This window comes from Candidatus Nanosynbacter sp. TM7-087 (genome assembly GCF_022828365.1).
GTDB lineage: Bacteria > Patescibacteriota > Saccharimonadia > Saccharimonadales > Saccharimonadaceae > Nanosynbacter.
On sequence record NZ_JAJQJU010000001.1, the window covers coordinates 353344 to 371759 of the forward strand.

Here is an 18416-nt window from a genome sequence, read left to right on the forward strand (position 1 = left end):
TCTATTTCTTCGTGTTTAATTCAACCAATTTAGCAACGGTCTTATCTGTAATCATTCGGTTGGCAATGTCGCGATGAACATTTGGGTTATCGAATTGTTCCAGCATTTTCTTATCCTTGCCGTATTGTTGCTTGAAGAAGTCAATTTGTTTCTGAATTTCATCGCGAGAAGCCTCAATCTTCAATTCCTTCGACAATTCCGCCAATACCAGACCAGCCTTAACGCGCTTTTCAGCCGCTGGACGAGCCTCTTTCTTCGTCCATTCATCTTTATCCTTGAAGCCCTGAGTCTTCAAATAACTCTCCAGACTTAGCCCGCTGTACATCAAATTCTGAGTCAAATCACGCTCGATTGATCGCAATTGGTCTTCAACCAAAAGTTCTGGCAGCGCAGCCTTGCTCTTTTCAGTCAATTCACCAACCAACGCGTCCTTAAACTTCTCGTCAGCTTCGCGCTCTTTTTGTGCGGTAAGTTCACGCTTGATGTCTTCTTTTACTTCTTTCATCTCTGTAAATGGACCGCATTTTGCTGCAAATTCATCATTTAGTTCTGGCAATTTCAATTCATTAACCTTGTGAAGTTTCACGGTAAACACAACGTCTTGACCTGCCAAATTCTCAACGTGATAATCCTCTGGGAATTTCAGTTTCAAATCGAACTCTTCACCAGCCTTATGACCAACAACACCTTCTTCAAATCCCGGAATGAATTGACCTTCGCCAAGCTTCAAGCCATATTCCTTAGCCGAACCGCCGTCAAACGCCACGCCATCTTTCTTTCCCGTAAAGTCAATCACAGCCTCGTCGCCGAGCTTAGCGGCACGCTTGACCTCTGATTTTTCAGAATAGTTTTTACGGATTCGCTCAATAACCTCGTCAACATCTTTATCTTCGACCTTTGCTACTTCTTTTTTCGCTGTCAATTTTTTATAATCGCCCAATTTTACCGGCGGAATAACTTCAACTTCAGCCGTAAATTCCAATTCGGCGCCCGGTACAAACTTCTTAACTTCAACACTTGGTCGATCCAAAGCTTGCAATTTTTCCTGCAAAAATGCCTCAGCCACAGCCTTTGACAAAGCATTCTCTAAAATCTGCTCCTGAAGCGCATTCGGATCAACATGCTTAGCGGCTATGCTTGCGGGAACTTTTCCTTTGCGGAAACCTGGAACTTTAATGTCGCGCGCCAACTTTGTCAATGAAACCTGCTCCGCGTCAGCTAATTCGCTAGCACCCAAAGAAATCGTCAATTGAACTTTAGTATCTGATAGTTTTTTTACAGTAGTCTTCATAAAGACTAATTATAACAGATATCAGACTATATCTCAAACAGAGCGTCTTCATCGCCATCGTATCGACGATCTTTGACAATTGTCACGATTCGTTCAGCGCTAACCTTCTGCTCATCAGATTCCACCAAGTTTCGAACCGTGTATGTGCCGCTAGCAATTTCATCCTCGCCCACGAACACCGCAAACGGAATTTGCTTTTTCAACGCCGCTTTTATCTGCTTGTCAATCTTTCTACCGGTGATATCCAGCTCTGCTCGCACGCCTTCGCTGCGCAATTTTCGCGCCAAATCGTCCGCGCCAGCCATAGATTCTTTTGACACCGGAATTATATATACATCTGTTTTAGATGCCAATTTAGGCAACAAATTGTGAACTTCCAGGAACTGTTGCATTGTCGTCGCACCCATGCCAACGCCGACCGTAGCAATCGGTTCAACGCCAAATAGCCCGACCAATCCGTCATATCGTCCTCCACCAAACAACGCTCGGTTATTCTCTGGCGAATTATCAAAAAGCTCAAAAACCATGCCCGTGTAATAGTCCAGTCCGCGCATCAGAGTAACATCAAACACTGCATTCGTAATGCCTTTTTGGCTAAGCAATTTCATCACTTCGCGAAGCTGCTTGACGCTTTCATCTTCCATCAATTCGCTCGGCAAATCATCAACAGATTTCATGCTGATCATCTTAGCCAACTTAGGCAGACCTTCAGCCGCTTGACTTCCAAAAATCTCAATCGCCTGACGCTTAAATTCTTCGGCAGGAATCTTATTTTTCCTATCGAGCAGCTTCATCATCATCGTCGAACCAACAATATCAAGCTTCAAAAATTGACTCATCAAACGATTGATCAATTGGCGATTATTAACCCTGACCGTAAACATTTCCTGCTTGGCGCCAAAATTCATCACGCTAGCGTGGCTCAGCTCAATAATCTCCGCGTCCGCCGCCGCGCCGTCCACGCCAAACAAATCAGCGTTCAATTGCCAAAACTCACGCTCACGCCCACGTTGCGGTCGTTCATAGCGCATAAAATTAGCAATTGAATACAGCCGCGCAGGCATCGCCAGTTCCTGACGTTTAGCCGCCACCATTCGAGAAATTGACGGCGTCATCTCAGGACGAATTGCCACCATTCGACCGCCACGATCTTCAAAAGCGTATGTTTGCTCGCCCGCCAATTCCTGACCCGACTTCGCCAAATAAATATCTAGCGGCTCCAGTAGCGGCGCGCCGTATTCTTCATAGCCAAAACTCTCAACCGTCTTGTGCCAAACATTAAAAATATAATTCTGCAGACGCTTTTCCTCTGGAAAATAGTCTCGCGAACCTTTGTAACTTTGTGTAGATAAACTGCTCATGTTAGCTCCATTATGTCATTATTTCTTATTTATAGCAATCAAAAACGCCGAGGCAGAACTCGGCGCATACAATCAAAAAATCAGAGTCCTACCTCGGCAACACGTGTGAATGATGGAATTTAGGTAAAATCATGGTACTATTGTAGCACATTCTGCTGCAACCAACAATACATCGCCACGGTTGCTGCCGCACCGACGTTGATGGAGCGAGTCGAGCCGAATTGCTCAATCGCCACAATCTGATCCGCAGCGCCAGCCAGCTCCGCAGAAATCCCCGGCCCTTCTTGCCCAAATACCAAAACCGCACGCTTCGGTAAACTCGTCTGCGACATATTAACACTGCCCGGGATATTATCAATAGCAATAATTTCCCTGCCTTCATTACGCATTTTTTCAATAAACTCTTCCGTCGTCGCCAAATACGTAATGTGAAGATATTTATCCGTCATCATCGCACCGCGCTTATTCCATTGCCTGCGCCCAATCACATAAATCTGCCGCACGCCAAACGCATTAGCACTACGAACGATTGTCCCCATATTAAAATCTCGCTCGGTATTTTCCAGCGCAATCACCAAACCGTGATCTTCAGAATCCAACTCACTTATAATCTCCGATTCGCTCCGACCCTTAAATTTATCAATGACATTTCTTTTATCTTCCATCTCTGTTATTTTATCAAAGTTCCTAAGCAAATAACAAAAGTTGAGAGCCTTCTATTGACTTAATCACCATAGAATGGTATAAGTAATATTGGTTTTCGTTAATGAGTTGAGATTACTCCTCATCCGAAAACGTTCATTGACAAGCAGCCAAAACACAAGGCGAGTTTTTATTTCTTCTAAGAGCTTTAAGGGGTAAAATCTCGTCTTGTGCATAAAGAATGCACATATATCACAGTGAGGGCGAGAAAACACCAGAAAGGTGAAGGATCGTGAATAAAAAGACCAATACGACGGCACTGGAGAATTTTCTTCGTCGAGCAACCGCGTCTGTCGAGGGGAAGAAATTGACCCTCGACTATATCCCGAAAGAAGGTCTGATATCACACACGATTGCCACTGATGTAGAAGTTAGGAAACTTCTCGTCCAGCTAAGCGAAGAAGCCACTGCGCTGGCGCAAGTAGCGCAAAGTCTTCTGGGCCACACAGAGACAGAAGACTAACAACGCGGGATATATGATGAGTTGATCCACATTCTTTTTTATGGCTGCTTGTCATATATCCCCTGAAATCATTTTGGAATAGTCTCATTTGAGGCTGTTTTTTATGTGTTCTATTGACTTTTTTACACAAGTGTGATATATATAATATCAGCTTTTGTTGACAAGTTGAATAAATCCTTGTCCAAAAGTGAACTTTGACAGGCAATCGAATACAAGATGAGTTTTTATTTCTTTTTAAAAACCACCGCAAGAGAGATAAGATCTCATCTTGTGTTGTTAAAGAACAACCGCAATTCCGCAGATGAGAGAACACGAACAGGAAGATAGCACAATGTTTATCGATGTCTCTGACGACCTCTTCGCTACGGCGAAAGACCTGAATACGAAATGGCACATCGCCATGAATGTCATCTGCAAGGACGAATATATCCCTGCAATTCAGACCAGGCGATTCGTCCAACAGATTCGCGACATGTGTCAACGAGTACAAGACCTCCAGGTCTATGCGAAAACACTGCACCACAGCAGTATCGCACAGCCCCCATCCATGGTCGTAGGCGTCAACATCTACAACGATGCCGCGAGAATCTCGTCGACCCTAGAGGAGCTGAAAAGCTTCATCACTAGGTACGTCGCCATGACGGACGAAGACGACAAGCAGTTCAAGGATGTCTTGAACGAGATTGATGATACTCTTCTGTGCTTGATGTACGCAGGAGAATCCATGCAATACAGCCGCGACGAGGCTGTACTCAGCAATCCCTGGATTGACTGACAGTATATAGTCTACATGGCGGGTGATTGTTCTTTTACGATTGCCTGTCATGTAGACTCTGAATTTACGACATTAAAAATCACCCTAACTACGGGTGATTTTCTTATGATGAAAAATTTCAGTTCTTGGTGCGATTTTACGCCAATGCTAGAACCTACTTTAGTACAAAGTTGTAAATCTAATTCAATCTATTTGGCGCGCCATAAGAGCGACAAAGTCGCTACCTACGGTTTTAAACGGTTTTTGCCACCGCCCAAAACCGCTTAAATTACCTCAGAAAACAGAAATAACTGAACAAAAGGGATTAACTTGAACAGATTAGATAAGTGGCATTTTGATGGAAATAACTTGATAAGAAATGGATGAAATTTTTTAAGAGCTTATGTTATAATAGTAGCGATATGGGAAGTCTTACTGATAGACAATTTATGTTCGACTTAAGGGAAACCGTTTCTGTTGCTACAAAGAGAAATTGGAAACGCCTTGGTGCGAATAATAAAAAAGAGCGTTGCTCGACTCGAGCGAATAAACGGATGTCTGAAAAAACCATTATTCCAAAAGAGAGTTTTGATGACATCGCAAATATTCCGATGATCGAAAACATAGCCAATATAATTAAAACTTCGAGCTATGCCGTAGACAATGCCTTATTCTCTTTAGGCGTAAATTTGATGAATAGAGCTAAAGTCAGTGCAAGCAATCTCGCTTATCTTGAAAAAGAATACGATTTAGAGATTATTGATGAATTGATGACCATGCGACTACCTAACGAGGGAGATCTACTAGGCTTGGTATACCAATGTATACAAACAGAGGGAGAAAAGAACATTAAAGGGTCTTACTATACTCCTAAAAAAGTCGTACAAAGTATGGTTTCTGATATCAAGCTGAAGCCGAACGATAAAGTTCTTGATCCGTGCTGCGGTAGTTCGGCATTTCTTTTGAATATTCCGAACATCAAACCTAAGCAAATATTTGGCTCCGATATCGATCCAATTGCAGTTATGATCTCTAGGGTAAATTATTTTTTGAAATTTCCGAAAACCACAAATAGCCCAAAAATTTATGAAGCAGATTTTTTGGAGTCGTTAAGTTTGCTGAATATGCAAGAAAATGATTTTCAGAAAAATATAAATAGCAATTCTTTTGATTATATTATCACCAATCCGCCCTGGGGTGCGGTCAGCACAAATAATCACTTTTCCTCAAAAAACATCTTGTCAGGCGAAATGTTCTCTCTATTTTTGGTTAAATCATTTGAGAATCTAAAAGACGGTGGTAATATGCGCTTCCTGTTGCCCCAGTCTATATTGAATGTAAAAACACATCAAGATATCAGGAAATATTTGCTTAAAACCACAAATCTGAAAGAAATTAGATTGCACCCCGGCTCTTTCTCGGGTGTAATGACTCAATACATATCACTCGAAGCTGAGAAAAACAAAAAGGCTGCCAGTACTTTTACAATTATTGATAATAAAAATGAATACAGAATAGAGAAGAAGTCGCTTACTGCACAAAATCACTTCGCAATAAACACAATTGATAGTACCGATAGAGAAATACTAGACAAAGTCTTATCCAAGAAAAAATACGATCTAAGCAGCTCCATATGGGCACTAGGTATAGTCACAGGTAATAATAAAGAAAAACTGTTTGATGGGCCACGAGCTGGGTTTGAGCCAATATTCACAGGTAAGGAGATCATGCCTTTTAAGTTGAAAGACGCCAAGAAATACATTCACTACAATCGTTCAAACTTTCAACAAGTTGCCAAAGATGAAATCTATCGAGCAGATAAAAAATTAGTTTATAAGTTTATTTCTAAGAAGCTAGTTTTTTCCATAGACGACTCTGGACAACTATTCTTAAATAGTGCCAATATCTTGATTCCACAAGTCCCCAATATGTCTATAAACTCAGTTGCTGCTTTTCTAAATTCAGAGCTCTATCAATATCTACATAAAAAAATGTTTGGCGAAATCAAAATATTAAAAAGTAGCCTGTTAGCTCTACCTTTCATTGAAATAACAGCCAAGCAAGACGAAGAGCTTTCTAGCAAAGTAGAAAACATATTGCAGTCAGATCGAGAAGATTATCCTGATTTGCAAAAGTATATCTATAATTTATTTGATATTGATGACTACCAGATTAATCACATAAAAGGAGAGTTGTATGGAAGTATTAATTAGTGAATTGAAACAAAACGTCGTAAAATTAAATGGAAAATACAATTTAGATGATGAATTCTTAGATAATTTATACTCGGTTTACCCGTTTAATAGATTCGAATATATCATTAGCCATTTAATCGCCGAGAAAATCTTAAGTCTTGAGCAATATCTAGAAATTAGAAACGCCTATTTGCGTCGGAATAAATTCTTGTATGTTTTTGAAATAACAGCGCCACGAACCTTTGGAGAAGCTTGGGCTCAGCGACATTTGAATGAACTTATACCAGAATTAGATCGCCCATCTAAGGATTTTGATAAGAATTATACTGGACAATATGATTTTTGGTACAACGGAATATCTATTGAAGTGAAGGCATCGAGAGCAGTTATGCGTAAAGGTGGCGGTACATTACTAGAAAAGGCATTATCTTCTAATTCAAGGCATGGTTTCGATATGAATTTCCAGCAAATCAAACCTAGTTGTGCTAAGGTTTTTGTTTGGATTGGTGTTTGGCGAGACACTATCAGATACTGGGTGCTGTCTAGCGATGAAGTCAAAAATAACAAGTATTTTTCTAAGGGGCAATATCGTGGCAATGTCGGCGAGGGTCAACTTTGGATAAAAGACACTAACATAAAAGAATTTGAGAAATATCTTGTGCCGCCACGAGAAATCTTAGAGACAATTGAGCGAAAGGCAAAATAAATGTCCGATGAAGTGCGTTTGATTTCCGAAATATCAAGCGATACCTACAGAAATAGTAGCGGCTCAGAAATTGCGGTTATAAAAATCGCCAACGATGTTCTTATGACTACTAAAGAAATGTCTAAATTCTATGGCGTAAGTGTGCCGACGATATGCAAAAAGCTAAGAAAGCTGTTTGCTGATAGTGGAGTTAATGAAAAGCAGGTTAGCTCAATTCTTACTCACAAAGCCAGTGATGGTAAGCTCTATCGCACAACCTTCTATAATTCGCAAGTGATAATTGCCATCGGCGCAATGCTAAAGTCACCCGAAGCCAAGCAATTTCAAGAATGGATTGCTCCAGAAATCAAAAACAAATCTATTAATAATTTTCTCGAATTGAAATAGCCTCCTCTACCCAGCTCTCCAGATTGTTCTTTATATAATCATAAACATCTGTACTATCGGAATGTGGCGGATCGTACACTTTGACTATACTTGATAATTTCTTACCGTTGCGCTTCATCGTAAAATCATCAAAAGGATTATTTCCCTTACTGGTTTGCTCGCCATTTACATTTTTTAGATTGTGTACATAAATACCAACAACGCCTTTCCCGTCATTCCATGATTTTTCAATCTCGTATTTTATCCATTTTCTGCCAGCTGTATTTTTGCCTATAAGCACTATTGTACAAGAACGTCCGTGAAGTTGATTGTTAATCCATTTTTGTATAGCGTCGTTACCACCCTTCTTGACGTCTTCCCAGTCGTTATCGCTGACTGGTTGATTTCCTTCTACTATTCCGATGTTTCTCACTTGTGAAGCACGCCAACTGTCTGGGGTGAAGTGAAAACTATAAAATACCTTTCTTGACATATTTTTAATTCCTTATTTTAATTAGTAAACTTATATCAAAATTGTTATTGATAATAATCCCAACGACAACAATCAAGACTATGCCATAAAACAATAGAAGAACAGGTCTGCGAAACGCCTCCAACCAGGTAGAAAACTTAATAAACTGACCAATGTTCATTCCATAATCGACTTTTTCAGAACTCGTTTCCGCAACCTGCTTGTATAGCTTACGATAGCCTCGCTCAAGCATTAAATAATAAGCGTCGATCGCCCAGAATATCAAAACTATACCCAAAATTAACCAGAGCAAATCGTTATTTCTAGTTGTAATCATTGCTGTAAAGACAGCGCCAATTATAGTGACAGACCAACCCTTAAAAAGAAAGGTATTTGATGACAGGCGATTTATCACGCCTTGTATGAACTCTAAATGAGAACGCTTGTCGTCTGGCGTGGTTTTACTCCTCATATAATTATATTATATCACACAGGACGCGATTTCTTATCAAGTTATTTCCATCAAAATGCCACTTATCTAATCTGTTCAAGTTAATCCCTTTTGTTCAGTTATTTCTGTTTTCTGAGGTAATTTAAGCGGTTTTGGGCGGTGGCAAAAACCGTTTAAAACCGTAGGTAGCGACTTTGTCGCTCTTATGGCGCGCCAAATAGATTGAATTAGATTTACAACTTTGTACTAAAGTAGGTTCTAGCATGGGCGTAAAATCGCACCATTTCAGAGTAAAAATCCAAATCGTCGCCCGAATGGGCGACGATTCCGAAGTTCTCCGTATCTTGGTGCGGATGAAAGGACTTGAACCTTCACGTACTTGCGTACACTAGCACCTGAAGCTAGCGCGTCTACCAATTCCGCCACATCCGCATGGGCTACGCGTCAATTATAGCCCAATTCTCACCCAGTATCAAGCTTGATTGCGAAGCTTACACCATGCGTTTAATTCCGCCGCCAGCTCCTTTGGCTGAGCCTCCGTTTTAATTCCTGGATTAAAAATTCCAGCTGGATCAAAGATTTGCTTCACCTTCGCGTATAATTGTTTTTCATCATCTGGCAGATTCTTATAAATAAAGTTAGCCTTCAATCTTCCGTCACCACCAAATCCTGCAAATGAGCCTTCATACTTATTAACAATCTGAGAAATTTCCGCCAACAATTGAAGAATCTTCTGGCGTTCACTCACCTTTTTACTATCAAACGTCGGATGTAGAGAAATATAATCGCTTGAAAAGTCAACAAAAACTGGCAAATCTACGCCGTACTTAGATTCCAACGACTTCAACTCGCTAAGGAAACTATCAATCTTTTCTGGCGCCATTAAAATCCCGGAGAAAACGCGCGGCGTAATCATATGCGGCTCGCTCGGAGTTTCCGCCAAAGCCAAAACAGAATGCAAACTAAACAAATCCTGCTCTTCCAAATGTAGAGTTTTTATGTCAATCGCTTCTGATGATTCCAATTTTCGAGTCAATTTCTTCGCGGCTTTATTGCGCGCTCTGTCAGAAAAGTCGTCAAAGATAGCCAAGACCACCGCACCCTTAAAGCATTCTTTCGGCGCCCACTCAACCGCTTTACCGACGACCGCAGCCTGACGGAAGAATCGCCCGTCGATTATTTCCACCGCCGACGCCTTATTTTTCATCGCTAATTCCACGGCTGATTGCGCGTCTGATAATTTCTTATACGATGCCGCAACAACTGAATATTCTGGACGAATAAATTGCGCCTTCATAATAACTTCACAAATCACACCCAGACTTCCCTGACTACCAATAAACAACGGCGTCAAATCGAACGACCCATCTTTTTGCTTCACTCGAGAAATCCCGCTATAACCAACCGTATCTGGCAAAGCTGGGTCCATTTGCGAAATCAGCTCGGCGTTATCTGAGATTAAATTGTCAATCTCTCGATAAATCTCACCCTCAAACGTCGATAAGCCTTTTTTCTTACTCAATTCGCGTCGAGATATGCGCCCAGTCTGAATCACGTCGCCGTTACTTAGGACAATCTCAAGCTGCTGAATGGCATCAGCAAAACGGCCATGCGTGCCAGATAACATTCCAGACGGAGCTGTGTTAATTGCGCCACCAATCGTGCCTTCTTCCGCCACATATGAAGTTCGCGGCAGGCCCAAGCCTTTATGAGTAGACAAAGTTGCGTTGATTGCCGAAAGAGAAATTCCCGCTTGAACATGAATCAGTTGCTGGCGAGGATCAATACCAACCACACGATTCATATACGTTTTTTCATCAATTGCAATACCTTTATTCGTCGCTGCGCCAGTTTCATCATTGCCACAACCACGAACAAATACAGGTAAAACATGACCTTTCTCTGCCAATTGAGAACAAAATCGCATCACTTTCCTGATGTCGTTCATATTAGCCGCATGAACAATCATTTCTGGTCGGCGCGCCAAAAGTCCGTTATCAACTTCAACTTGACTCAATATAAAATCCTGCGACGCGACTTCGCCGCTAAGATGCTCATTCAAATATTTCGCAACTTTATTCATCAATCCTCCTTAGCATGTTACTTCAATTTTAACATAAGCGCGGACAGTTGATAAGTAGAATTTGTTTTGATATAATCGAGTTATGCGGATGTGGTGGAATTGGTAGACACGCATGCCTTAGGAGCATGTGCCTCACGGCGTGAAGGTTCAAGTCCTTTCATCCGCACCAAGAGCTGAAATTTTTCACCATAAGAAAATCACCCGTAGTCAGGGTGATTTTTAATATCATAAGTTCATATTTCAAAGAAGGGGTTGACAGGCAACCATAAGTAGAACAGTTACTTATCAACCCTTTCTTCGCCTAGCACTGGTCGTACGGACGAACATTCATCTCATCGTAGATTGAGGAAGTATAGTTGCGTCCGTATACTTCACGATACAGATCCTCCCACTTGTGTAACTCTCCGTAGAGCTCCGTGATCTTATGTTCATCCTCCATATGCTTTGCCCACGCCGCTTCGGCAGCAGGGAAAGTGCCAGGACGGCTGGGCCAGTGGGCGAGCCAGAAGTCATCTCCAGACTTTTCGACGATCTCGTCGCGGCAAGAGCTGAACACTGCATAGCTATCGAATGTGAGAGCTTTAGCAGCCCTCATCTTATCCTCAACTTCCTTGATCCGGAGAGGAATGAAGTCTTTTAGCCCCCAGAGATGTGCTGCGGTAGACTCTAGGTCCTCTCTGATCGCGTCTGTAAGTTGGAGCGGGCGAGGATTCTCGCTCGATCCATAAACCAGCCCAGAATCAGCCTTTCCAAAAATACGTCGGAAGAGACCCATTGCCTTACCTTTCTTCTCATCCTCACGGGAACGTGATATGTACTATTCTTTAGCACAAGATGAGATTTCATCCCTCTCAATTATTCTTAAAAAAGAAATAAAAACTCATCTTGTGTTCGATTGCCTGTCAATGTTCACTTTCAGACAAGGATTTACTCAACTCATCAACGAAAGCTACTTTTATTTGTACCACACTTGTATAAAAACTCAATAGAATACACTCGACGTAGCTTGTCAGGACTTGAAACCTGAACTATAATTAGCTCACATCACGAGTTCGTTAAATAAAACGACAGATGTAATTACGGGAAATTAGCTCAGTTGGCTAGAGCGCACGATTCACATTCGTGAGGTCACAGGTTCGAGCCCTGTATTTCCCACCATTTCACGTTAGGTATAAATATGGAATCTTTTTACGTTACGTCAACTCATCTTGACATAGATATGGCGACTGAACCTCACCCTTCTGGATTGGTTATATTCTCGCGAGAATTATCTACAAACGGGGAGCCGACTGGGCACATAATAGTATCTCCCGAGAACCATCATACAGATGTATATTACGATTATCTTACAAGGAATGAAGCTTTAGTAGCAGAACGTGAACATTGGGGAGTAAAAAATCATCAAGGCAAGATTGTAAATTACTTCGCCCGAACAGAACCTGCTTATGGAATATACATACCTCAGCTAGACAGCATACCAGACTACCCCGAACTACTAATAGCTTGTACGAAGAATAAAAAAGCGAAGAGATTAGCCCATCAAGAATTAAGAGTAGACTCGACGCAAGTTAAATTGGCGACGCAAGCTCTCGGTATAGTAATGGCTGATCTAGATATTTTGCATAGAGCCGACGGCGAAACTCGGCTGATAAATTTTCCAAAAGACCAACTTGACGAACAGCAAATTACAGTATATTAAAGCATTAAACACAACTTTCACTCTTTTTATTTCCCCCTTGTCGTGGTAAAATTTTATATTAAGAGGAAGGTCTGTGCTAATATCAGACCATATTTTTATGAAGGACGCTAGCAAGATTCGAAACATTGCCATTATTGCCCACGTCGACCACGGCAAAACGACCATGGTTGACGGGCTATTAAAACAGTCGCGAACATTCCGCGACAACCAAGCCGAGATGAGCCAGGAATTGATTATGGATTCCGGGGATCAAGAGCACGAGCGCGGCATCACCATCACCGCCAAACAAACGTCAATTTTTTACGGCAACTATAAAATAAACATCATTGATACGCCAGGACACGCCGATTTCTCTGGCGAAGTTGAGCGAACCCTGAATATGGCTGACGGCGTTCTGCTGATCGTGGACGCACAGGAAGGTCCGATGCCTCAGACCAAATTCGTATTAGCGAAGGCGCTTGAGCTGGGACTGAAGCCTGTTGTGATTATCAATAAGATTGACAAGCCAGCCAGGCGAATTGCCGAAGTTGAAGACGAGTTGAGCGATCTGTTTTTGGAGCTAGCAACCGACGATTCTCAATTGCAATATCCAATTTATTACGCAATCGGACGCGACGGAAAATCATGGAAAGAAATTCCTGCAAACACAGACGAAGATGCGGATTTGACGCCAATTTTTGACGCGATCATCAACGATATTCCAGCGCCAGACGTGACAGAAGATGGCGCGTTTCAATTGCTAGTTACAAGCTTGCAGTACGACACGTTCCAGGGGAAATACGCGATTGGGCGAATTGCTCGCGGATCCGTTAAGCGTGGCTTGCAAGTCAGTTTGATGAAAAATGGCGAAGTCGCGGGTTCTGCACGAATTGAGAAAGTTTTTGGCTATCGGGGCTTGAATCGCGAAGAGCTTGACGAAGCTTTTGCTGGCGACATTGTGGCGCTGGTTGGCGTGGCTGACGCGCATATTGGCGATACGATTGCCGACAAAGAACAGCCTGAAGCGCTACCGACAATTGACATTGAAGCGCCAACTTTGAGTATGTACCTCGGCCCAAACACCAGTCCAACGAAAGGTCGCGAAGGCGAGTTCACGACATCCAGGCAAATTGGCGACCGATTGAAGCGAGAGCTTGAAACCAATGTCGCGCTACGCGTTGAGGAAAATGGAATTGGCTTTACAATTTCTGGACGCGGCGAATTGCACTTGAGTGTTTTGATTGAAACTATGCGACGTGAAGGATTTGAGTTTGAGGTTGGACGACCGCAAGTTGTTACAATTACCGAGGACGGCGTCGAAAAAGAACCGATTGAAGAATTGCAAATTGAAGTCGGAAGCGAATTTATCGGCGCGATTAGCCAAGAGCTTGGCGCGCGACACGCCGAAATGAAATCCCAGGAAACGACCACCTCTGGCGCTGCTCGTTTGACTTACATTTTGCCAACTAGGGCGCTTATTGGCTTGAGAAATATTTTATTGACCGCCACCAGAGGTACGGTGATTATGAATTCCCTGCCTCATGGATATCAACCGCTTGGCGGAAAACTGCCAAAAACCCGCAATGGAGTTTTGATTGCGTTCGAGGCTGGCACAACAACACCTTACGCCCTGCAAGCAGCCGAAGCCCGTGGCGAATTATTGGTCGGGCCAGGAACAGAAGTTTACGCCGGAATGATTGTCGGGATTTACAATCGCCAAGAAGATATCGAAATCAACGTTTGTAAAGCCAAGCATTTGACCAACATGCGTTCCAAATCGTCGGATGGAACTGTGCAATTGACGCCATTTACGCAATTTAGCTTGGAGCAATGTATCGACTTTATCGAAGATGACGAGCTTTTGGAAGTTACGCCAAAATCATTACGACTTCGCAAGCGATATCTGGACGCAAACGAACGAAAACGCGCCGCGAAACAATAGTCGTGTAAACCACAAAAAACCGCCCCGTAATGGAGCGGTTTATTTTTATACGCAGAAAGAAATTAGTTGACAAGAGTTTCTTTGACTCGGCGAGAAGCAAAGAAGTACAAGATTACCAATCCTTCTACTATTAGCATTGTAACGATTCCGGTAATAAATGCTGAGGCATCTACTTCTGACTTTCCAGACGCATATATAACTACCGCATTTGCAACATTGCCCAATCCAGCCGTGGCGATCGTAGCAACAGCTAGCCACTTACCAAGACGCTTCTGCATCGTTATAAACACAACTGCACAAATAGCCAAGACTACCAGTATAGGTGAAAATATCAAAGAAATGACGTTCTCTGGCTGGCTAAGATTCATTATAGCCTGGAAAAACACTGCTGTATTGACAAGGCTACCGATAACGAAACAAACCACAAAGAACATTAACCAACCCTTAACACCCTTCAGGGATTCCGCCATCACGACATATTGCACAGGCGCTGCTTGAGGTTGTGCAAAATATTGCTGACTGACCGGTTGCTGCTCATACGGCGTGTTCTGCGGTTGTGGTGCAGGACCGTATTGTACGTTTGGATCAGGCTGTGGCGCATATTGCGGCTGCTGAGGTTCTTGTTTTGGCATATTAACTTCTCCTTTTAAGAATATTGGTAATGCCAATTATACCACATCCTTAATTTCCTCTGGTAAAAATCCTTTGTCGTGCTTAAAGCCAGCCTGCCACTTATAGTCCCTGTTATAGCCCAAATCTTTCATCAATTTGGTCGGAGCGTTCCTGAGATGCAACGGCACGGGAGAATTCGGATATTTGCGCGCCAGTTCAAAAGCGCTGTACATTAAATCAGTAATTTCACGTGACTTCTGGCTACGAGCCAACGCAATAGCGCAATGGAACAAATTATACTTAGCCTCCGGAAGACCAACGCGCTCAACAGCCTCAAATGTCGCAATTGCCAGGCTCAGCGCACCATTACCCGCCAGCCCGATATCTTCCGATGCAAAAATCACCATCCGCCGAGCAATAAACTTCGGATCCTCGCCCGCGTCAATCATTCGCGCCAAATAATACGTCGCAGCCGTCGCGTCACTGCCTCTTAGCGACTTGATAAAAGCGGAAATCACGTCGTAATGCGAATCGCCTTTTTTATCATAGCCTGGAAGTCGCTTCTGAGCCGCCGCTTTAACCACTTCCGGCGTTACTTTTTCGTTAAAACTCAGCGCCAATTCCAAATTGCCCAGCGCCACCCTTGCGTCGCCATCTGATAATTCCGCCAAATAATCCAGAGCTTTGGGCGAAACTTGTTTGGACTTTTTCAGAACTTTCAGCGCTCTTTTTAATACGGATATGATTTCGTCTTTTGTCAATCGCTGAAGAACTAAAACTCGCGAACGCGACAGTAGCGGCATGATGACTTCAAAGCTCGGATTCTCGGTCGTCGCACCGATTAACGTAATTAGCCCACTCTCAACGTGCGGCAAAAACGCGTCTTGCTGTGCCTTGTTAAAGCGATGGATTTCGTCAACGAATAGAATTGTCCTGAGTCCTAAATTCCAATTTTGACGGGCGTGTCCAATCACTTGTTCAACGTCCTTTTTTCCGCTTGTAACTGCCGACAGCTCAATAAACTCCGCCTTCACCTCGCGCGCAATAATCCGCGCCAACGTCGTTTTTCCAGTTCCCGGCGGACCCCACAATATCAAACTGACCGGCTCGCCATTCTTAACGATTCGCCTCAATAACTCGCCCTCGCCAAGCAAATGACTCTGCCCTATCACCTCATCCAGCGTCTGCGGTCTCATCTGTTCAGCCAGCGGCTGTCTACTATCACTCATACTCCCATTATATCGCGAAATCCATAAAGCCAAAAAGTCGTCCGCCACTTACACTTTCCTCACACAAAATGCTACAATAGATCTATATAAATAGGAGGAAAAATGGGAGCATTTGTAGTAATAATCTTAGTATCTATCGGGCTTTATGTGCTTGGTGGCATTAAAATTGTCAATCAATATCAACGCGGCGTGGTTTTAACGCTTGGTCGATTTACTGGCGTTCGCGAACCAGGATTAAGAGTCGTCATTCCAGGCTTACAGACAATGATGCTGGTCGATATTCGCTCAACTCCAATTGACGTTCCAAAACAAGAAGTCATCACCAAAGACAACGTCACGGTCGGCGTTGATGCGGTAGTTTATTTCCGAGTCATCAACGCACCAAAAGCCGTGTTGGAAACCACGAACTATATTTACGCAACTAGTCAATTTGCCCAAGCAGCACTGCGCGACGTCACCGGAAATGTTGATATGGACGATTTGCTTGCCAAGCGTGAAGAGATTTCCCAGCAGATCAAGGAAATTGTTGATGCCGAAACCGACAAATGGGGCATTGACGTCGAGAACGTTAAGATTCAGAATATCGAACTTCCTGGCGATATGAAGCGCGCCATGGCCAAACAGGCCGAGGCAGAACGCGAACGTCGCGCCAACATCATCAACGCTGACGGTGAAAAAGCCGCAGCCGAGACATTAGCCCAAGCCGCAGAAATCCTAGCAAAAACTCAAGGCGCTATCAATCTGCGAACATTGAACACCTTAGAGCGAATCTCTACAGAGCCAAGTCAAAAGACGATGATGTTATTCCCTATCGAACTCATCGACGCGATTCGTGGCAGTAAAAAATAGAACATTTATCAATAAATAAGCACTCTGTAATTTTACAGGGTGCTTTATAATTCCTGGTGCGGATGGGGAGAGTCGAACTCCCATCTCAACCTTGGGAAGGTCACATAATAGCCGCTATACGACACCCGCGCTCGATAAAATTATAACACCCTTGCCAGATGGCGACAAGTTTAGTACAATTAAATAGCAAGTTTGTGGCTCTTTAGCTCAGTTGGTAGAGCAGAGGCCTGAAGAGCCTTGTGTCCCCAGTTCAAGTCTGGGAGGAGCCACCAAATATTGCATTTCATTCACGACTTTGCTACAATGAATCGTGAACAACATGCGGGTATAGCTCAGTTGTTAGAGCGCTTCCTTGCCATGGAAGAGGCCAGGAGTTAGAGTCTCCTTACCCGCACCAATGAATTTGGTACCGTAAACAATTCGTGATTTTGTTAAATAGACGTTTAGGCGTCTTTTTTGTTTGTTTTTAAGCTCGCCTTGCGGGTTATTTTTCGTAAAAGAGAGGCATGCACCGCAAGGCATGCCTCTCTTTTGTTACTCCAACCGGGACAACTAACGGGTTTAGCTGTTCCGCAGGGTTAGCAAAACTCCTGATGGAAATGTTGAGAACGTTAACAATTTGACTTTTGCAAACAACAATTACCTTCCGATATTTAAGCGAACGGCCGAAATAATAATCACAAGCGGCGACAGAGAGCTCAATACCGGAAGGCTGATAATAAAAAGAAATGGAGGTACAAACCGTTCGTATCATACGCATGGTCCTCGTGATAGCAATAGCAGCACTACTCATGCCAGCGGCTAAACAGCCCCAGGAAGAAATGGCAGCACCATTATCACACAATAACGAGATTCAGAAACAGCAGACGATATCACCAAAGCCTCAGACAGTTTTGGCGGTGTCCGAAGCAGAACCGCCAAGCACTAAGTACGACTTGATGCGTGCCGCTGGTATTCCCGAAAGCGATTGGATATCAGTAGACTACATCATCGAACACGAAAGTTCTTGGCGGCACAATGTTTGGAACAAAGGCAGCTCTGGCGCATACGGATTGTGCCAGAGCCTGCCAGTGACCAAGATGGCATCTGCGGGAGATGACTACATAACAAATCCCGTTACGCAGCTACGCTGGTGTCACAATTACGCCATCAGCCGATATGGTAGTTGGCAGGCAGCCGCCGCGTTCTGGAAACGTACCGACCCGCGTCCCTACCCGGGACATTGGTGGTAATAAACAACAAAAACAGCCGGAAAGGAGATC

General features: G+C 43.2%; 18 protein-coding genes and 6 tRNA genes. 13 read left to right on the forward strand and 11 right to left on the reverse strand.

The genetic code is table 11. The features are described 5' to 3' along the window. Position 1: 1 nt before the first annotated feature. The 3 genes from tig to LRM41_RS01895 all read right to left on the reverse strand — a co-directional run bounded on the left by tig (position 2) and on the right by LRM41_RS01895 (position 3317). Positions 2 to 1291 carry a trigger factor gene (gene tig / locus LRM41_RS01885; RefSeq protein WP_243819213.1) on the reverse strand — a complete coding sequence of 430 codons (1290 nt, stop codon included), beginning with the start codon at positions 1289 to 1291 and terminating at the stop codon, positions 2 to 4. Between the two features lie 26 nt (positions 1292 to 1317). Next, positions 1318 to 2652, reverse strand: a complete 1335-nt coding sequence (hisS, locus tag LRM41_RS01890; protein ID WP_243819214.1) for a histidine--tRNA ligase — start codon at positions 2650 to 2652, stop codon at positions 1318 to 1320. A gap of 137 nt (positions 2653 to 2789) precedes the next feature. After that, positions 2790 to 3317: a TrmH family RNA methyltransferase gene (locus tag LRM41_RS01895; RefSeq protein ID WP_243819215.1), complete on the reverse strand. Its 528-nt coding sequence runs from the start codon at positions 3315 to 3317 to the stop codon at positions 2790 to 2792. Positions 3318 to 3586: 269 nt separating this feature from the next. On the opposite strand from LRM41_RS01895, the gene LRM41_RS01900 reads away from it, so the two are divergent. The 5 genes from LRM41_RS01900 to LRM41_RS01920 all read left to right on the forward strand — a co-directional run bounded on the left by LRM41_RS01900 (position 3587) and on the right by LRM41_RS01920 (position 7859). Then, on the forward strand, positions 3587 to 3817 hold the full coding sequence (locus LRM41_RS01900; RefSeq protein ID WP_243819216.1) for a hypothetical protein: 231 nt from the start codon (positions 3587 to 3589) through the stop codon (positions 3815 to 3817). Positions 3818 to 4118: 301 nt separating this feature from the next. Further along, positions 4119 to 4592, forward strand: coding sequence for a hypothetical protein (locus LRM41_RS01905; protein ID WP_243819217.1), 474 nt, complete (start codon positions 4119 to 4121; stop codon positions 4590 to 4592). Positions 4593 to 4993: 401 nt separating this feature from the next. Continuing rightward, the gene (locus LRM41_RS01910) at positions 4994 to 6784 is read left to right on the forward strand and encodes an N-6 DNA methylase family protein (RefSeq protein WP_243819218.1); all 1791 of its coding nucleotides are present in this window, start codon (positions 4994 to 4996) and stop codon (positions 6782 to 6784) included. Beyond that, entirely contained in the window at positions 6768 to 7472 is a 705-nt protein-coding gene (locus tag LRM41_RS01915) for a hypothetical protein (RefSeq protein WP_243819219.1), read from the forward strand. Before LRM41_RS01910 ends, LRM41_RS01915 begins: the two co-directional genes overlap by 17 nt. Then, positions 7473 to 7859 (forward strand): virulence RhuM family protein, encoded by a 387-nt coding sequence (locus LRM41_RS01920; protein WP_243819220.1) that lies wholly within the window; start codon positions 7473 to 7475, stop codon positions 7857 to 7859. It abuts the gene before it with no gap. Here the strand turns inward: LRM41_RS01920 and LRM41_RS01925 are convergent. From LRM41_RS01925 to LRM41_RS01940, 4 genes are all read right to left on the reverse strand, one after another. After that, on the reverse strand, positions 7834 to 8331 hold the full coding sequence (locus LRM41_RS01925; protein ID WP_243819221.1) for a TIR domain-containing protein: 498 nt from the start codon (positions 8329 to 8331) through the stop codon (positions 7834 to 7836). The genes LRM41_RS01920 and LRM41_RS01925 overlap by 26 nt on opposite strands. A gap of 4 nt (positions 8332 to 8335) precedes the next feature. Continuing rightward, complete coding sequence (locus LRM41_RS01930; RefSeq protein ID WP_243819222.1) at positions 8336 to 8782, reverse strand: hypothetical protein; 447 nt, start codon at positions 8780 to 8782, stop codon at positions 8336 to 8338. A gap of 324 nt (positions 8783 to 9106) precedes the next feature. Then, positions 9107 to 9193: transfer RNA gene (locus LRM41_RS01935), tRNA-Leu, on the reverse strand. Positions 9194 to 9233: 40 nt separating this feature from the next. Further along, complete coding sequence (locus tag LRM41_RS01940) at positions 9234 to 10844, reverse strand: FAD-binding oxidoreductase (protein WP_243819223.1); 1611 nt, start codon at positions 10842 to 10844, stop codon at positions 9234 to 9236. Between the two features lie 84 nt (positions 10845 to 10928). Here LRM41_RS01940 and LRM41_RS01945 point away from each other — a divergent pair. After that, positions 10929 to 11013, forward strand: a tRNA-Leu gene (locus LRM41_RS01945). Between the two features lie 132 nt (positions 11014 to 11145). On the opposite strand, the gene LRM41_RS01950 is transcribed toward LRM41_RS01945, so the two are convergent. Further along, complete coding sequence (locus LRM41_RS01950) at positions 11146 to 11619, reverse strand: hypothetical protein (RefSeq protein ID WP_243819224.1); 474 nt, start codon at positions 11617 to 11619, stop codon at positions 11146 to 11148. Positions 11620 to 11925: 306 nt separating this feature from the next. Here LRM41_RS01950 and LRM41_RS01955 point away from each other — a divergent pair. The 3 genes from LRM41_RS01955 to typA all read left to right on the forward strand — a co-directional run bounded on the left by LRM41_RS01955 (position 11926) and on the right by typA (position 14464). Then, positions 11926 to 12002, forward strand: a tRNA-Val gene (locus LRM41_RS01955). Between the two features lie 19 nt (positions 12003 to 12021). Then, the gene (locus tag LRM41_RS01960; RefSeq protein WP_243819225.1) at positions 12022 to 12543 is read left to right on the forward strand and encodes a hypothetical protein; all 522 of its coding nucleotides are present in this window, start codon (positions 12022 to 12024) and stop codon (positions 12541 to 12543) included. Between the two features lie 97 nt (positions 12544 to 12640). Then, positions 12641 to 14464 (forward strand): translational GTPase TypA, encoded by a 1824-nt coding sequence (gene typA, locus LRM41_RS01965; protein WP_248286575.1) that lies wholly within the window; start codon positions 12641 to 12643, stop codon positions 14462 to 14464. 62 nt (positions 14465 to 14526) lie between these two features. Here typA and LRM41_RS01970 read toward each other — a convergent pair whose 3' ends face one another. Next, positions 14527 to 15096: a hypothetical protein gene (locus LRM41_RS01970; protein ID WP_243819227.1), complete on the reverse strand. Its 570-nt coding sequence runs from the start codon at positions 15094 to 15096 to the stop codon at positions 14527 to 14529. Positions 15097 to 15132: 36 nt separating this feature from the next. After that, positions 15133 to 16305, reverse strand: a complete 1173-nt coding sequence (locus LRM41_RS01975; RefSeq protein ID WP_243819228.1) for a replication-associated recombination protein A — start codon at positions 16303 to 16305, stop codon at positions 15133 to 15135. A 102-nt stretch (positions 16306 to 16407) separates the two neighbouring features. Between LRM41_RS01975 and LRM41_RS01980 the strand changes: the two genes are divergently transcribed. Beyond that, entirely contained in the window at positions 16408 to 17154 is a 747-nt protein-coding gene (locus tag LRM41_RS01980; RefSeq protein ID WP_243819229.1) for a slipin family protein, read from the forward strand. Between the two features lie 54 nt (positions 17155 to 17208). On the opposite strand, the gene LRM41_RS01985 is transcribed toward LRM41_RS01980, so the two are convergent. Next, positions 17209 to 17283 (reverse strand) — tRNA-Gly (locus LRM41_RS01985). Positions 17284 to 17350: 67 nt separating this feature from the next. Here LRM41_RS01985 and LRM41_RS01990 point away from each other — a divergent pair. From LRM41_RS01990 to LRM41_RS02000, 3 genes are all read left to right on the forward strand, one after another. Continuing rightward, positions 17351 to 17426 (forward strand) — tRNA-Phe (locus LRM41_RS01990). A 49-nt stretch (positions 17427 to 17475) separates the two neighbouring features. After that, positions 17476 to 17551 (forward strand) — tRNA-Gly (locus LRM41_RS01995). Positions 17552 to 17912: 361 nt separating this feature from the next. Then, positions 17913 to 18386, forward strand: coding sequence for an aggregation-promoting factor C-terminal-like domain-containing protein (locus LRM41_RS02000; protein WP_243819230.1), 474 nt, complete (start codon positions 17913 to 17915; stop codon positions 18384 to 18386). Positions 18387 to 18416 lie beyond the last annotated feature (30 nt).

Excerpts from the sequence above, each read along its gene's own strand:
- tig (WP_243819213.1), bottom strand. The coding sequence starts at position 1,291 with ATGAAGACTACTGTAAAAAAACTATCAGATACTAAAGTTCAATTGACG.
- hisS (WP_243819214.1), bottom strand. The coding sequence starts at position 2,652 with ATGAGCAGTTTATCTACACAAAGTTACAAAGGTTCGCGAGACTATTTT.
- LRM41_RS01895 (WP_243819215.1), bottom strand. The coding sequence starts at position 3,317 with ATGGAAGATAAAAGAAATGTCATTGATAAATTTAAGGGTCGGAGCGAA.
- LRM41_RS01905 (WP_243819217.1), top strand. The coding sequence starts at position 4,119 with ATGAGAGAACACGAACAGGAAGATAGCACAATGTTTATCGATGTCTCT.
- LRM41_RS01910 (WP_243819218.1), top strand. The coding sequence starts at position 4,994 with ATGGGAAGTCTTACTGATAGACAATTTATGTTCGACTTAAGGGAAACC.
- LRM41_RS01915 (WP_243819219.1), top strand. The coding sequence starts at position 6,768 with ATGGAAGTATTAATTAGTGAATTGAAACAAAACGTCGTAAAATTAAAT.
- LRM41_RS01920 (WP_243819220.1), top strand. The coding sequence starts at position 7,473 with ATGTCCGATGAAGTGCGTTTGATTTCCGAAATATCAAGCGATACCTAC.
- LRM41_RS01925 (WP_243819221.1), bottom strand. The coding sequence starts at position 8,331 with ATGTCAAGAAAGGTATTTTATAGTTTTCACTTCACCCCAGACAGTTGG.
- LRM41_RS01930 (WP_243819222.1), bottom strand. The coding sequence starts at position 8,782 with ATGAGGAGTAAAACCACGCCAGACGACAAGCGTTCTCATTTAGAGTTC.
- LRM41_RS01940 (WP_243819223.1), bottom strand. The coding sequence starts at position 10,844 with ATGAATAAAGTTGCGAAATATTTGAATGAGCATCTTAGCGGCGAAGTC.
- LRM41_RS01950 (WP_243819224.1), bottom strand. The coding sequence starts at position 11,619 with ATGGGTCTCTTCCGACGTATTTTTGGAAAGGCTGATTCTGGGCTGGTT.
- LRM41_RS01960 (WP_243819225.1), top strand. The coding sequence starts at position 12,022 with ATGGAATCTTTTTACGTTACGTCAACTCATCTTGACATAGATATGGCG.
- typA (WP_248286575.1), top strand. The coding sequence starts at position 12,641 with ATGAAGGACGCTAGCAAGATTCGAAACATTGCCATTATTGCCCACGTC.
- LRM41_RS01970 (WP_243819227.1), bottom strand. The coding sequence starts at position 15,096 with ATGCCAAAACAAGAACCTCAGCAGCCGCAATATGCGCCACAGCCTGAT.
- LRM41_RS01975 (WP_243819228.1), bottom strand. The coding sequence starts at position 16,305 with ATGAGTGATAGTAGACAGCCGCTGGCTGAACAGATGAGACCGCAGACG.
- LRM41_RS01980 (WP_243819229.1), top strand. The coding sequence starts at position 16,408 with ATGGGAGCATTTGTAGTAATAATCTTAGTATCTATCGGGCTTTATGTG.
- LRM41_RS02000 (WP_243819230.1), top strand. The coding sequence starts at position 17,913 with ATGGTCCTCGTGATAGCAATAGCAGCACTACTCATGCCAGCGGCTAAA.